Genomic DNA, 13,825 nt, shown 5'->3' on the forward strand with positions numbered 1-13,825 from the left:
CGCATGGCCTCGATCTTCACCAGGATCATCAACCGGGAACTGCCGGGCCGGTTCGTCTACGAGGACGACTTGGGGGACGACGGTGTGGTGGCATTCCTGACCATCGAACCGATGACGCCGGGACACACCCTGGTGGTTCCCCGCGCCGAGGTCGACAACTGGCAAAACGTCGAACCGGCTCTGTTCCACCGGGTGATGGATGTGGCCCAGTGGATCGGCAAGGCGGTGTGCTGCGCGTTCGGCGCGCAGCGCGCGGGAGTGATCATCGCGGGGTTGGAAGTGCCGCACCTGCACGTGCATGTCTTTCCGGCCTACAACCTCACCGACTTCGGTTTCGCCAACGTCGACCGCAATCCCGCGCCGGAGGCGCTGGATGCCGCACAGGCCAAGATCAAAGCGGCGCTGGCCGACCTGGACTGAGCCGGCGGGTCGGGAAAGTCCCTGGCCCGGGCTCACCGCCCTACACTTGCAAGATGGATTTCGCGAAGCTGCTGGCAGATATGGCGACCACCCCCGTCCGGGTGGGCCTCGCGGCGGCCGGCGCGGGCCTGGAGGTGGCTGAAGCGGCGCTTGACCTTGCTAAACGTGGCCTCGGGGACGCCACGGTTCCCTCCCCCAGCGAGTCGGTGGCGCATCTGTTCGGGCTCGACGAAACCATCGAGCGGGCCAACCGCGTCGCTTCGCTGCTCGATGAGGACACCCCACTGGGCCGCGCGTTGGCTACCGACGGCGCGGTGGACCGCCTGCTGCGACCGGGCGGACTGGTGGACAAACTCCTGGCTCCCGATGGCGTACTGGACCGGATGACCGCCGAGGGCGGCGCGGTGGACCGGGCGTTGGCGCCCGGGGGCTTGGTGGACCGACTGCTCGGTGAAGACGGGGTGCTCGAACGGGTCCTGGCCGAGGACGGCGTGGCCGACCGGCTGCTGGCCGAGGGCGGTCTCGTGGACAAACTCACCGCCAAGAACGGACCGCTGGAGCAACTGGCCACCGTCACCGACTCCCTCAACCGGCTGGCACCCGGGATGGAGGAACTCGCCCCGACCATCGAAACCTTGCGCGAGGCCGTGGTGGCGATGACCCTGGTGGTCAACCCGCTGAGCACTATCGCCGAACGGATCCCGATGCCGCGGCGCGGCCGCTGGCCGCTGGGCATCTTCGGGACCGACGACGACCACGGCGACCGCGGCGTCCGCGGGGAGTGAACCGATAAGGTGTCGGGGGCGGTCCGCGAAACGGGCCGTCGCGCCTCCTTAGCTCAGTGGTAGAGCACTCGCCTTGTAAGCGAAAGGTCGTCGGTTCAATCCCGACAGGGGGCTCCCAAGAACGACAGGTGATCTCAGGGTTTCACCGGCGTCAACGGCACCGCGACGGTGGCCAGCAGAGCACGGTGGTCGGAACCCTCCACGGTCACTGTCTTGATGGACTTCGCCGCGGCGTTGCGGGTCAGGATGTGGTCGATGGTGATCACCGGCGGGATGTCGGAGTTCGCACGGAAGGTCGGGGCGTACCCGGCCCCGAGTTGTTCGACGGCGTCGCGGTAGCCGTTGGTGAGCAGGTCCCGGAATTGGCGCATATCTGGAGTGCTGTTGTAGTCACCGCCGATGATCACCGCGCCGGGACCGGCCTCGCGCGCGAAGTTGTCCAACTGCGCTTTGGCACCGGCCATCCCGTTACTCCAGGCTTCGACGGTGTCGGTGTCACCGGAGACCGGCGACTGGATGTGGACACTGGCAACCAGCGGCTTGACTTCGACACCGGGCACCTCGATACGCGCCCCGGGCATCGAAACACTGCGGCGACGCGGCGCGGTCACCTCGGTCAGTGGATAGCGACTCCAGAGACCGATGCCACCTGCACCCGGCGCCGGAATCAGTTGCGAGTACGGGAACGCCTCTGTCAATCCGGCCCGATTGAAACGCTCGACCGCTTCGGGGGTTAATTCCGCCACGGTGATGACATCGGCGTTCCCCTTGGCCAGGAGCACGAAGCCGTTGGGTTCGGCTCGGCCGTACCGCAAGTTCGACGACAGCACCCGGATTTCCGCGACGGGCCCGGCGAGGTTCTTCGGGTTGCTGACGACATACCAGTTGGCCTGGATTGCCAGCGTGGCGGTGAAGATAAAAACACCGAAGATCGCTAGAACGCGTCGGCGGGCGGCCACGGCCAGCAGCAGGCCAATCAGGGCGGCCAGGGGAACGAATGTCGAACCCACGGCGAGGACTAACCTCGGAATGCTCGATACCGGCTGGGTACGCGCTATCAGGGCCACCGCGGAGAAAACCAGCGCCACAACGGCGACGGCAGCCATCAGGGCACGGCCGGCGCGATGACGGTGCTGCCTGGACACGCGGGCTGCGCCCTCCTGGTTGTGGGTGACGTGGACGGCAAGACGACTGGGAGGCTATCAGTTACCTAGATCCGCAGGTGCCGGCCGAAGACGCACGACGATCGATCACGTGAGGCCCTAGCCGACCCCCTCCGCGGCGGATGATTTCGAAGAACCGCGACAACTCCCACGCAGTGGCCACGGTGTTGGCTGCCGGCACGATCCCGGTCAGGAAACGCGGATCGTTGGTCAGGCCGACGAGTTTGTCGATGCCCACGCCGAGAGCGCGGGTGAGCATGTTGGACAGCGGTGGTGCGGTTGGCGGTCCGGTGATGTAGTTGCGGGCGACCTTCTTGACCTCACCGGGTGCGACGCCGTAATTGGTCCAGCGGAAGTCCAGCGGATCGAGGAACTCCTCGGCCAGTACCTGTCGAATGTCCTTGCCCGTCACCACGTGCACGATCCCGCCGAGGATGAAGCCGCCGGAGACGGCGTGGTAGGAGTTCGAGCAGGCCGCGCTCGATGAGTTTGTGCACCAGGAAGGCGTTGATCGCCTTGGAGGTCGAATACACACAGCGGTGTGTCGACGATGATAGGCACCTTCTGGGTGTCCTTCCGGTCGGCCGGGCCGTTGCCCTGGGCATGACCGATCGCCCGGTTGAGGATCACCGCGCCGGGTCGGCGCACGCAAATCTGGATGGCCGGATGCACCCCGCTGCGGTACCACTCGAGCGCCGCCGTCCACATCGCCCGGACCCGGCGCGGTTTCAGGTCGCCGGCTTCGGGTCCGTCACCGAGTCGAGGTCCTTGGGGACGTGGATGCGCCTCAGTGGATCCGGCAGCCCCAGCGGAGGCCTGGGCAGCGGGGGAATCAGCGACGGCATCGCCGCATCGTAAGCGCGCCCGGTCAGTGCTTTCGTCGTATTAATTCGACGGATTGCTGGCCGCCCTGCTAGCTTACCCACCGGCGTCAGCCACACAGCATGGTCAGCAGCGACCGGGAAGGAGCCGAGGTGAAAACTGCCGCGACTCACCCCGACCCGGTGACGCTGATGCAAGCCGACCGCGACCAGCTCACCCACCTGCTACGCGGATTGGCGGCCCGCCTTGACGCACTGGACCGCAGACTGGCCGATCTGGCCTGGCGCGGCCGAGGGGCGCAAATCGGCGTAGCTCTCGGGGAATGGCTCTGCGAGCGAACCGCTTTGGAATCTGAGCGCGACCGACTCGGCGAACGCCTATGCGTGCTGGCCGAGCAACTGAAATCTATCGACACCCGACTGTCCGACACCGATTTCGCCAGTCTGCAACCCGCGACACGGGTCGGGACCTGCCCGTACTGCGGCTATCCCAGCATCGGATCGGGCTTGTGCGCCTTCTGCCGGCCCCACCTGGCGCGCTGACGGGTTACGCCGGCCCGATCCGCTCGGAATCGTAGATCAACAGCCGACCGTCGCGCGCGACGACGCTGAGCCACCGGTTCTCGGTATCGACGCGACCGTCCTTGAGCAGGTAACGAATGGTGGCGACGACGCTGTTGGCGTCCCGCGGAGCCACCGAAAGCACCGACACCGACTGGATCGTCGACCAGAATCCGAGGTAGTCGGCCCGTCCGTTGCGCTGCTGATAGTTGGCATCCAGCTTGTCCCAGGCCCCGGCGGCGTCAGCGGGCAGTTGCCCGTAAAAACTGGTGACCGCCTCCCTCATCGACTCAAACGTCACCGGCACCGCCGCGGCCGAGGTGGTGGTCGTTGTCATCGTCGGCGACGTGGTGGCCGGCCGCGACGTCGATGTCGTCGCCGGAGCGGTCCGGGCCTGCTCGGAGCGGGGCCACACCGCGAAGACCAGCGCACCCAGCAACATCACCAGCGCGACACCGGCCAGCGCCCAGGGCCAGCGCGACGGTTGGGGAATCGCAACGGGCGGCTCGTGCATCTCCGCGGGCGCGAGGTCGGCGGGCAGCATCGCGGTCTGCTGCTGGCGGGGCGGCGGCGGGGCCACCGATGGAGCCGCCGGCGGGACCGGCATCGGCGAGGGCGGGAGGGGCGCTCGCGGCCGGACCGCCTCGACGGCGGATCGCAGCGCGTTGGCGAAGTCGGTACAGCTGGGAAACCGGTCATGCGGGTTCTTGGCCAGCGCTCTGCCGAGCACCGGATCCACGGCTGCCAGGCCGGGGCGGACGTCGGCCAGCCTGGGCGGCGGAGCGTTGAGATGACGCCCGATCACCACGGCGGGGTTGGAATTGCCGAACATCGGCGAACCGGTCAACAGGTGGTAGGCGGTCGCCGCGAGGCCGTACTGATCGGCGCGACCGTCGATGCGGGAACCCGTGAGTTGCTCAGGTGAGGCGTAATTCACCGTTCCGACCGTCATATTCGTCTCGGTCAGTCCGTGGGTCTCGGCGGCATCGCGGGCAATTCCGAAGTCGGCCAGAACGATTCGACGGCGCCCGCGTTCCGGATTCGTCAGCAGAATGTTGGGGGGCTTGACGTCCCGGTGCAGCAGACCACGTGCGTGGGCGTAATCCAGGGCGTCGCCGACCGCCGCGACGATCTCGGCGACCTCCCGCGGCGGCATCCCGTTGGGGTAGTGCTCCCGCAGCAAGCGTCCAGCATCCGGTCCGTCGATGAAATCCATCGAGATCCACAACTGCCCGTTGAATTCGCCGCGGTCATGGATGCCCACGATGTGCGGGTTGTACAGCGAGGCGGCCAGTTCGGCCTCCCGGTTGAACCGCGCCCGGAACTCCGGATCCGCCGACATCCCGGCGGGCAGGATCTTCAGGGCATCCTGCCGGGGCAGTCGTGGATGGCCAACCAGATAAACCTCGCCCATGCCGCCAAAACCCAGCGGTCGGAGAATCTGGTACCCGGCGAACACCTCGCCATTAGCCAGCGGCATCCTGAGTCACCAACCCATCGAGCCGGGGCCGCCCTTGAACGGGCCGACGACCCAACTGGTGATCCAGCCGCCGTAGAAACCGCCGGGCTGCGGAACGACCTCTTCCCCATTCACAGTACAGCGATCCACCTGCCCGGCCATCACGGCGATGGCGCCGGCGATCGGTTCGAATCCCGGCGTGGGATCCGGATAGCACCACGCCGCTTTGCGGGCGATCTTTGCCGGCGTCACGAGATCGAAGTAGCGGGCCTGACCTTTCCACTCGCACCACGACGATCCCTGGGCCGGCCGCAGGACTGCGTCCCGGAAAGCCGTTCGGGGCAGGTAATACGTTGGGGGATGACTGGTTTCGAGCACCCGCCAACCGGTGTCTGTGCTGGCGATCACCTCTCCGGCGATTTCGACGGTGATCCGTCCGTCGAACCGTTCGAGCCGGGGTGGCCTCGGGTAATCCCAGACCGATTCCTGGCCGGGCCCCGGGGTCTGCGGTTGTGGTCGCATCGCCTCGTCAGACCACGCCGCGCAGTCCGTCCGGCCCGAACACCGGTTCCAGCATCGCCGACATGTCCGGCCCGCGGCGCAAGCCGTGACCGCCGTCGACGTTGATGATCTGCCCGGTGACCCACGACGCGGCATCCGACAGCAGAAACATCGCCATATTGGCGACGTCGGTGACCTCACCGACCCTCGGTAGCGGAGTGCACTTGCGGTAGTCCTCGCTGACCTCCGGCGAATCCAGGATCACCTGGACGAGGTCGGTGCGGATCAGTCCGGGCCGGATGCCGTTGACCCGCACCCAGGAAGGGCCGAGTTCATCGGCCGCCAGCATCATCAGATGATCCAGGGCGGACTTGGTCACCCCGTAGGCGCCGAACCACCGGTGCACATTGCTGGCTGCGATGGAGGAGATTCCGACGAATGAGCCGCCGCCGGCGCGGACCATCTGCCGAGCGGAGTGCTTGAGCACGTACATGGTGCCATTGACATTGAGGTCGACGGTTCGCCGCCATGCTGCGGAGTCGATCTGCGTGATCGGCCCGATAGTCTCCGAACCGCCGGCGCAGTGCACCACCCCGTGAAGGCGTCCGTTCCAGCCGACGGCCGACTCCACCGCTTCGGCGATCTGCTCTTCGTCGGTGACATCCGCGGGTGCGGCGCGGACCGCACCGTTCGCATCGCCGCTGATCTGGTCGGCCGCCGCCGCCAACCGGTCGCTGTTGCGGCCGACGATGACGACGTGGGCGCCGGCCCGGGCCAGGCCGGCAGCGACCCCGAGACCGATTCCACTGCCGCCGCCGGTCACCAGAAAGGTCCGGTCGGTGAGCGAGAGATCCATGATGCGGATCCTGCCAGGTGGTGCCTGCCGGGACTGGCACTACTATCGGATGTAACACGCCCGTCAGCAATGTCGACAGACCAGGTTGACTGCTATTGGCGCCTCGGGCGACAGCACCTCACTACAGAAAGCACGGTCATGTCTTCTCACACCACTTTTGCGCAGCGTCTGCTGATCGCCGGCGGCTTCGCCGTCGCTGTGTCGGCGGCTCCCCTGGTCGCCGCTCTGGCGACCCCGGCCGGGCCCGCGGCCCCGGCTCTGGCGCAGTGCCCGCCGAATGAGGTCCTGGACCCCAACAGCGGTGCCTGCAAGCCGATCAGCGACGTGGCACCGCAAACCACCAACCCCATCGAGCCCGGTGTCACCGACCTGCAGCCCGGATCGCTCACCGAGTCCGGCGCAGGCAACGTAGGACAGCTCCCTGAGATCAATGGCATCCCCTGCGAAGGTGGCAACACTGGTCTGTGCCTGGGCCTGCAGCAGAACAACCCGGCCAACACCGGCGGTGTGGTGCTGCCGCAGGTCCCGATCGGTGTGACCCCTTAGGAGACTGCCTCGATGACGACTCTCGCCCGCGCCCTGGCTGCGGGCTTGCTCAGCGCGGTAGTGGCGTTTTTGGCCGCCCCGGCTGCGGTTGCCGAGCCGGTGCCCGGTCCGGAACCCGTCCCGGTCCCTGCACCCGTGCCGATCGAAGGCACCGCCGGCTGCCAAGGTGGGGAGGTCATGCAGGACGGCAACTGCGTCCCGAATATGGCGCCGGTAACGACGACCGGGGACGGCGACGATCTGGAGCACGTCCCGTTGCGGTACACCGAGACGGAAACCACGACCACCGCCTCCGGAATCGGGGCTGATCTGGTTCCCAATATCAACGGCTATCCGTGCACCGGCTACTGGCAGTCGATGGCGTGCGTCGCCGAAGGTGAGGCCGATATGCCGGCCGTCCAACCGCGTTCGACCCTGTCGAGCAGCCCGTAATAACCAACCCGGGGTCCTCTCCGGGCGTGCTTTAAGGTTGATCCATGCCTCCGAAATCGAATGCCGCGGACATCGACGACGTCGAACCCCTCGCCGACAGCACAGCCCGCCAAGCTCGGCGCGTCGTCGCCGCCTACGCCACCGACGCCGACGAGTGCCGGGTTTTCTTGTCCATGCTCGGCATCGGACCCTCAAAGCTCGAGGCGTAGATGTCCCGTGGGATGTCCCGCGGGATGTCCCGCGGAGATACCGGAGACCCGGCTGCGCTGCGGGACTCCGGACACTCCGATTTCGTCGTGGTCGCCAACCGGCTGCCCATCGACATGGAAGTCCAGCCGGACGGGTCGCTGGCCTGGTCACGCAGCCCGGGAGGCCTGGTCACCGCGCTGGAACCGCTGCTGCGAAAACAGCGCGGTGCCTGGATCGGTTGGCCAGGCATCATCGACGGACCTGAACACCCGATCACCGAGGACGGCCTCGACCTCTACCCGGTTCGACTCAGCGCCGACGACGTCGCCGAGTACTACGAGGGTTTTTCCAACGCCACCCTGTGGCCGCTCTACCACGACGTCATCGTCAAACCGGCCTACCACCGCGAATGGTGGGACCGCTATGTCGACGTCAACCGCCGCTTCGCCGAAGCCACCTCGCGCGCAGCCGCGCCGGGGGCGACGGTGTGGGTACAGGATTACCAACTGCAGTTGGTCCCGAAGATGCTGCGGGAATTGCGACCGGACCTGACCATCGGTTTCTTCCTGCACATCCCCTTCCCGCCGATCGAACTGTTCATGCAGATGCCGTGGCGAGCCGAGATCATCGACGGTCTGCTCGGCGCGGATCTGGTCGGATTCCACCTCGCCGGCGGCGCACAGAACTTTCTCTACCTGGCGCGCCAACTTGCCGCCGCCGAGACCACTCGGGCCACCGTCGGCGTTCGCTCCCGGTTGGGTGAGATCTGGCTGGAGGATCGCACCATCAAAGTCGGGGCTTTCCCGATTTCCATCGACTCAGCCGAACTGGACGCCAAGGGCCGCAATCGCGCGGTTCGTCGGCGGGCCAAGGAAATTCGCGCGGAGTTGGGCAGCCCGCGAAAACTGCTGCTGGGTGTTGACCGGCTTGATTACACCAAAGGTATCGACGTTCGACTCAAAGCGTTCTCGGAATTGCTCGCCGAAGGCCGGGTCAAGGGATCCGACACCGTCCTGGTGCAATTGGCCACCCCCAGCCGCGAACGGGTAGACAGCTACCGAATCCTGCGAAACGAGGTGGAGCAGCAGGTCGGACATATCAACGGCGAGTACGGGGAGGTCGGCCACCCCGTGGTGCACTACCTGCACCGGCCGGTACCGCGTGATGAGCTGATCGCTTTCTTCGTCGCCAGCGACGTCATGCTGGTCACCCCCTTTCGCGACGGGATGAACCTGGTCTCCAAGGAATATGTCGCCTGCCGCAGCGACTTGGGCGGTGCCCTGGTGCTCAGCGAATTCACCGGCGCCGCAGCCGAATTGCGCCAGGCCTACCTGACCAACCCGCACGATCTTGAAGGCGTCAAGGACGCCATCGACGCAGCGCTGACCCAGACCCCCGAGGAAGGCCGTCGTCGGATGCGCGCACTTCGCCGCCAGGTTCTCACCCACGACGTCGACAAGTGGGCCCGCTCATTCCTCGACGCCCTGGCTAGCACCAAGGCGTGACCTCGTCGGCCCGGGAAGTCGGCGCTGGAATGGCTCAGTCGCCCATCAAGCCGATCACACCGAAGTTGCGCTCCGGGTCGCGGTCGGCGAAGTAGTCACGCATCGTCGCGCCGAGGTCCGCCGGATCCCACACCTGCCCCTCGGCGTGGAAGCGGTGTTCAGCCGTCGGCGCCGCCACCAAGGTGACTGTCGGGCCGTAGACGATGAACACTTGCCCGTTGACCCGGTCGGCGGCCGGCGAAGCCAGAAACCGCACCAGATTGACGACATGTTCGGGTGAGAGCGGATCGATCTGCCCCTCGCCGAGTTCGGGGGTCTCACCGAAAACCTCCGCCGTCATGGCGGTGCGGGCCCGCGGGCAGATGGCGTTGGCGCACACGCCGAAGCGGCCCAGGGCTTTGGCGGCGGTGAGGGTCAGCGCGGTGATACCGGCCTTGGCCGCGCCGTAATTGGCCTGCCCCGCCGGACCGGACAAACCGGCCTCCGAGGAGGTGTTGATCAGTCGCCCGAACACCGAACCGCCGCTGTCTTTGGCTTTGCCGCGCCAGTAAGTGGCGGCGTTGCGGGTAAGCAGGAAGTGTCCGCGCAGATGTACCGCTATGACCGCGTCCCAATCCTCGTCAGTCATGTTGAACAGCATCCGGTCCCGGGTGATCCCGGCGTTGTTGACCACGATGTCCAACCCACCCAGGCCGACAGCGCAACTGAGGAGTTCGTCGGCGGTGGAGCGCTGGCTGATGTCCCCGGCGACCGCCACCGCCTTGCTGCCCACGGTGGCGATCTCGTCGAGGACGTCGGAGGCGTCCAGTGCGGCCGGCATGTCGTTGACCACGACGGTGGCACCGGATCGGGCCAATCCGACGGCCTCCGCACGACCCAGGCCAGCCGCCGCACCGGTCACCACCGCAACGCGGCCGGACAGATCAGTGAGAGCAGACAAAAGTTAGAACCTCTAGTCCAGGCGACTCAGCGCCGCACGCGGGCATTCGGCGATCGCCTGCTCGGCCAGGGCCTCCTGGTCGGCGGGTACGGGATCGGCGGTGACGATCGCATACTCGTCCTGGTCAAGCTGGAAAAGTTCGGGGGCAATTCCCACGCAGATAGCGTTACCTTCACAGCGATCCCGGTCGACGACGACTCGCATTGCTCCTCCTTGGGTTCCTACCGGCTCACCCTACGACCACCTGACGTCAGTTGCTGGTCACAAGGGCTGCTGGATTCCAAGACTAGAACGTGTTACAACAAAAACAGTCGGCGGGTCGCCGAACGGTCCCACACCACCGGAGGTCGCAGCCCATGCGGATCAGTTACACCCCGGAACAGGAAGAGTTGCGCCGCGAACTGCGCGCCTACTTCGGTCGGCTGATGACACCGCAACGTCAGGAGGCGCTGACCTCGACCGCCGGCGGCGAGATCGGGGTCGGGAACGTCTACCGCGAGACGGTCGCCGAGATGGGCAAGGACGGCTGGTTGGCACTGGGGTGGCCGACTGAATACGGCGGCCAAGCGCGTTCCACCATGGAGCAGTTGATCTTCACCGACGAGGCGGCCATCGCGGGCGCACCGGTGCCGTTCCTGACGATCAACAGCGTGGCGCCGACGATCATGGCCTACGGCACCGACGAGCAGAAACAGTTCTACCTGCCCAAAATCGCTTCGGGTGACATTCACTTCTCCATCGGTTACTCCGAACCGGAAGCCGGCACAGACTTGGCCAACCTGCGCACCTCGGCGGTGCGGGACGGCGACGACTATGTGGTCAACGGTCAGAAGATGTGGACCAGCCTCATCCAGTACGCCGACTACGTCTGGCTGGCCGTGCGCACCAACACCGAGGCCAAAAAACATCGCGGTATCTCGGTGCTGATCGTGCCGACCGACGTCGAGGGCTTCTCCTGGACTCCGGTGCACACCATGGCCGGGCCGGACACCAGTGCGACCTACTACTCCGACGTCCGCGTACCGGTCGGCAACCGGGTCGGCGAGGAGAACGGCGGCTGGAAACTGGTTACCAACCAGCTCAACCATGAGCGGGTCGCGCTGGTTTCGGCCCAGCCGATTCTCACCGCCTTGACCCAGGTGCGGGAGTGGGCGCAGAACACCAAAGATGCCCGAGGTGCCCGGCTGATCGACTCGGAGTGGGTGCAGCTCAACCTAGCCCGGGTGCACGCCAAGGCCGAGTACCTCAAGTTGATCAATTGGGAACTCGCGTCATCCCATGACGAGGCGCCCTCGGCGGCGGACGCATCGGCGGCGAAGGTGTTCGGCACCGAGTTGGCATGCGAGGCCTACCGTCAGCTGATGGAGGTGCTCGGCCCGTCGGCCACCCTGCGGCCCGACTCGCGCGGCGCGTTGCTGCGCGGGCGGCTGGAGCGGATGCACCGCTCTTCGCTGATTCTCACCTTCGGCGGCGGCACCAATGAGGTTCAGCGCGACATCATCGGCATGGTGGCACTTGGTCTGCCTCGGAACCGCTGAGAGGGATTGACCGTGGATTTCACCAGAACTGAAGCAGCCCAGGACCTTTCCGGGTTGGTCGGCACCATCGTCGACTCGGTGTGCACACCGGAACACCAACGCGAGCTCGACGGTCTGGACCAGCGATTCGATACGTCTCTGTGGCGCACGCTGATCGACGCCGACATTCTGTCCACCGGCGCGCCTGAGTCGGTCGGCGGCGGCGGATTCGGTGTACTCGAGCAGACCGCGATCGTGACTGCGCTGGGCCGCCAACTCGGTGCGGTGCCCTACCTGGAGTCGGTGGTGCTCGGCGCGGGGGCGCTGGCCCGATTCGGTCCTGCAGGGTTGCAGCAGGCCTGGGCGGTCCCCGCGGTGGCCGGCGAGAAGATCGTGACGGTTGCACTCGACGGCGAGTTGGGTCAGGGGCCGGTGCAGGCAACCGATGCCGGATCGGGCTTCCAGCTGACCGGAACCCGCATTCAGGTGCCGTTCGGGCCGGTGGCCGACGCCTTCCTGGTTCCTGCCGAGACGGACTCGGGCACCCGGGTATTCCTGGTCGCCGCCGACGATCCCGGGGTCTCGGTGACGGCACTGCACACCACCGGGCTGACCAGTTCAGCCGAACTGGATCTCGCGGGGGTGGAACTGGGCGCCGACCGGGTTGTCGGGGACGGCGCGGCAACCGAAGTCCTGACCTGGCTGACCGCGCGGCGGGCCGTCGGCCTGGCGGCCTACCAATTGGGTGTACTGGAGCGGGCCTTGGAACTCACCGCCGAGTACGCCCGAACTCGCGAGCAGTTCGACCGCCCCATCGGAAGCTTCCAGGCGGTGTCTCAGCGACTGGCCGACGACTACATCGACATCAAGGGTCTACGGCTGGCCTGCGAACAGGCAGCCTGGCGGCTTTCCGAGGACCTTCCCGCCGACCTGGAAGTGGCCACGGCCGCGTTCTGGGCCGCCGAGGCCGGCCACCGGGTGGCACACACCACCGTGCACGTCCACGGCGGTGTCGGTATCGACACCGACCACCCCGTGCACCGCTACTTCATCTCGGCCAAGCAAACCGAGTTCGCTATCGGCGGGGCAACCGCCCAATTGCGGGTTATTGGCCGGGAACTGGCCGATACCCCAGCCTGACCTCGGGGCCTCGTGCTACCTACCGTTACCCAGCTCCTGCGGCCGCTGGCCGATGTCGACGACCGTGGAGTCGCAGCCGACGACGGCTCGTATTCGACGTGGCGCCAACATATTCAGACCGGTGCCGATCTAGCTGCGCTGCTGCGCTCACGGCTCAACCCTGGCCAACCTCCCCATGTCGGTGCGCTGCTGGGGAATACCCCCCTTTTCTCGGCGCTGTTGGTGGCCGCAGCGCTCAGTGGTGTTGTCCTGGTCGGCTTGAATCCCACCCGGCGCGGAGGCGCTCTGCGCCGGGATATCACCCACGCTGACTGCCAGTTCGTGCTGACCGACGCCGACCCGCAGAGCTACGGGCCCGACTTCACTCCCGGTGGGATGACGGTGCTCGACGTCACCGCCCCCACCTGGACCGAGGAACTGCTCAGCTTCGGCAATTCACCGGTTACGTTCACCAACAGCGCATTAAACGATCTACTCACGCTCATCTTCACCTCCGGCACCAGCGGTGAGCCCAAAGCGGTGCGCTGCACCCACGAGAAAGTCGCCGGACCCGGCGTGATGCTCGCCGAACGGTTCGGGTTGGGCCCCTCGGACGTCTTCTATCTGTCGATGCCGCTGTTCCACTCCAACGCCGTGATGGCCGGTTGGGCGCCGGCGATAGCTGCTCAAGGCTCCATTGCATTGCGGCGCAAGTTCTCCGCCTCGCTCTTCATCGACGATGTCCGCCGTTTCAACGCCACCTACGCCAACTACGTCGGCAAGCCCATGTCCTACATCCTGACCACCCCGGAGCGGCCGGACGACGCCGACAACCCGCTACGCATCATGTACGGCAACGAGGCCGCACCGCGGGACATCGGCCGCTTCGCTCAGCGGTTCGCGGTGAGCGTGATCGACGGGTTCGGTTCCAGCGAGGGCGGGGTGGCGATCGGCCGCAGCGCGGACACCCCGGAGGGTTCGCTGGGCCCCCTGCCCGAGGGATTGGACATC

The 13,825-nt window shown here is 66.5% G+C and carries 17 protein-coding genes and 1 tRNA gene; 11 read left to right on the forward strand and 7 right to left on the reverse strand.

The window, feature by feature from the left end; translation table 11 throughout:
• Positions 1–3 precede the first annotated feature (3 nt).
• The 3 genes from ADBZ5N_RS06615 (at position 4) to ADBZ5N_RS06625 (ending at position 1,319) form a co-directional block, all read left to right on the forward strand.
• Positions 4–420, forward strand: a complete 417-nt coding sequence (locus ADBZ5N_RS06615; RefSeq protein ID WP_526256692.1) for an HIT family protein — start codon at positions 4–6, stop codon at positions 418–420.
• A gap of 53 nt (positions 421–473) precedes the next feature.
• Entirely contained in the window at positions 474–1,205 is a 732-nt protein-coding gene (locus ADBZ5N_RS06620) for a hypothetical protein (RefSeq protein ID WP_526256693.1), read from the forward strand.
• A gap of 42 nt (positions 1,206–1,247) precedes the next feature.
• Positions 1,248–1,319, forward strand: a tRNA-Thr gene (locus ADBZ5N_RS06625).
• Between the two features lie 20 nt (positions 1,320–1,339).
• Here ADBZ5N_RS06625 and ADBZ5N_RS06630 read toward each other — a convergent pair.
• On the reverse strand, positions 1,340–2,350 hold the full coding sequence (locus ADBZ5N_RS06630; protein WP_526256694.1) for an endonuclease/exonuclease/phosphatase family protein: 1,011 nt from the start codon (positions 2,348–2,350) through the stop codon (positions 1,340–1,342).
• 61 nt (positions 2,351–2,411) lie between these two features.
• Positions 2,412–3,074 carry a serine hydrolase gene (locus ADBZ5N_RS06635; RefSeq protein WP_526256695.1) on the reverse strand — a complete coding sequence of 221 codons (663 nt, stop codon included), beginning with the start codon at positions 3,072–3,074 and terminating at the stop codon, positions 2,412–2,414.
• A 268-nt stretch (positions 3,075–3,342) separates the two neighbouring features.
• Between ADBZ5N_RS06635 and ADBZ5N_RS06640 the strand changes: the two genes are divergently transcribed.
• Positions 3,343–3,732, forward strand: coding sequence for a hypothetical protein (locus ADBZ5N_RS06640; protein ID WP_526256696.1), 390 nt, complete (start codon positions 3,343–3,345; stop codon positions 3,730–3,732).
• A 4-nt stretch (positions 3,733–3,736) separates the two neighbouring features.
• Here the strand turns inward: ADBZ5N_RS06640 and ADBZ5N_RS06645 are convergent, their stop codons facing one another.
• Genes ADBZ5N_RS06645 through ADBZ5N_RS06655 form a run of 3 tightly spaced genes read right to left on the reverse strand, consistent with a single transcriptional unit; the run spans position 3,737 to position 6,566 of the window.
• Positions 3,737–5,230, reverse strand: coding sequence for a serine/threonine-protein kinase (locus ADBZ5N_RS06645; RefSeq protein WP_526256697.1), 1,494 nt, complete (start codon positions 5,228–5,230; stop codon positions 3,737–3,739).
• 6 nt (positions 5,231–5,236) lie between these two features.
• The gene (locus tag ADBZ5N_RS06650; protein ID WP_526256698.1) at positions 5,237–5,731 is read right to left on the reverse strand and encodes a DUF427 domain-containing protein; all 495 of its coding nucleotides are present in this window, start codon (positions 5,729–5,731) and stop codon (positions 5,237–5,239) included.
• A 7-nt stretch (positions 5,732–5,738) separates the two neighbouring features.
• Positions 5,739–6,566, reverse strand: coding sequence for an SDR family oxidoreductase (locus ADBZ5N_RS06655; protein WP_526256699.1), 828 nt, complete (start codon positions 6,564–6,566; stop codon positions 5,739–5,741).
• A 138-nt stretch (positions 6,567–6,704) separates the two neighbouring features.
• Between ADBZ5N_RS06655 and ADBZ5N_RS06660 the strand changes: the two genes are divergently transcribed.
• Genes ADBZ5N_RS06660 through ADBZ5N_RS06675 form a run of 4 tightly spaced genes read left to right on the forward strand, consistent with a single transcriptional unit; the run spans position 6,705 to position 9,238 of the window.
• Entirely contained in the window at positions 6,705–7,112 is a 408-nt protein-coding gene (locus ADBZ5N_RS06660; RefSeq protein ID WP_526256700.1) for an intersectin-EH binding protein Ibp1, read from the forward strand.
• A gap of 12 nt (positions 7,113–7,124) precedes the next feature.
• A complete protein-coding gene (locus tag ADBZ5N_RS06665) occupies positions 7,125–7,544 on the forward strand; it encodes a hypothetical protein (RefSeq protein WP_526256701.1) in 420 nt (139 codons plus the stop codon).
• 44 nt (positions 7,545–7,588) lie between these two features.
• A complete protein-coding gene (locus tag ADBZ5N_RS06670; protein WP_526256702.1) occupies positions 7,589–7,753 on the forward strand; it encodes a hypothetical protein in 165 nt (54 codons plus the stop codon).
• A 24-nt stretch (positions 7,754–7,777) separates the two neighbouring features.
• The gene (locus ADBZ5N_RS06675) at positions 7,778–9,238 is read left to right on the forward strand and encodes an alpha,alpha-trehalose-phosphate synthase (UDP-forming) (protein WP_526256703.1); all 1,461 of its coding nucleotides are present in this window, start codon (positions 7,778–7,780) and stop codon (positions 9,236–9,238) included.
• Between the two features lie 34 nt (positions 9,239–9,272).
• Here ADBZ5N_RS06675 and ADBZ5N_RS06680 read toward each other — a convergent pair whose 3' ends face one another.
• Positions 9,273–10,178, reverse strand: coding sequence for a 3-oxoacyl-ACP reductase (locus ADBZ5N_RS06680; protein WP_526256704.1), 906 nt, complete (start codon positions 10,176–10,178; stop codon positions 9,273–9,275).
• 12 nt (positions 10,179–10,190) lie between these two features.
• Entirely contained in the window at positions 10,191–10,382 is a 192-nt protein-coding gene (locus ADBZ5N_RS06685; RefSeq protein WP_526256705.1) for a ferredoxin, read from the reverse strand.
• 152 nt (positions 10,383–10,534) lie between these two features.
• On the opposite strand from ADBZ5N_RS06685, the gene ADBZ5N_RS06690 reads away from it, so the two are divergent.
• The 3 genes from ADBZ5N_RS06690 to ADBZ5N_RS06700 all read left to right on the forward strand — a co-directional run.
• Positions 10,535–11,716, forward strand: a complete 1,182-nt coding sequence (locus tag ADBZ5N_RS06690) for an acyl-CoA dehydrogenase family protein (protein ID WP_526256706.1) — start codon at positions 10,535–10,537, stop codon at positions 11,714–11,716.
• A 12-nt stretch (positions 11,717–11,728) separates the two neighbouring features.
• Positions 11,729–12,835, forward strand: coding sequence for an acyl-CoA dehydrogenase family protein (locus ADBZ5N_RS06695; protein WP_526256707.1), 1,107 nt, complete (start codon positions 11,729–11,731; stop codon positions 12,833–12,835).
• A gap of 12 nt (positions 12,836–12,847) precedes the next feature.
• On the forward strand, positions 12,848–13,825 hold a 978-nt coding region (locus ADBZ5N_RS06700), incomplete at its 3' end, for an AMP-binding protein (RefSeq protein WP_526256708.1).

Source organism: Mycobacterium sp. (assembly GCF_044370595.1).
Taxonomy (GTDB): domain Bacteria; phylum Actinomycetota; class Actinomycetes; order Mycobacteriales; family Mycobacteriaceae; genus Mycobacterium.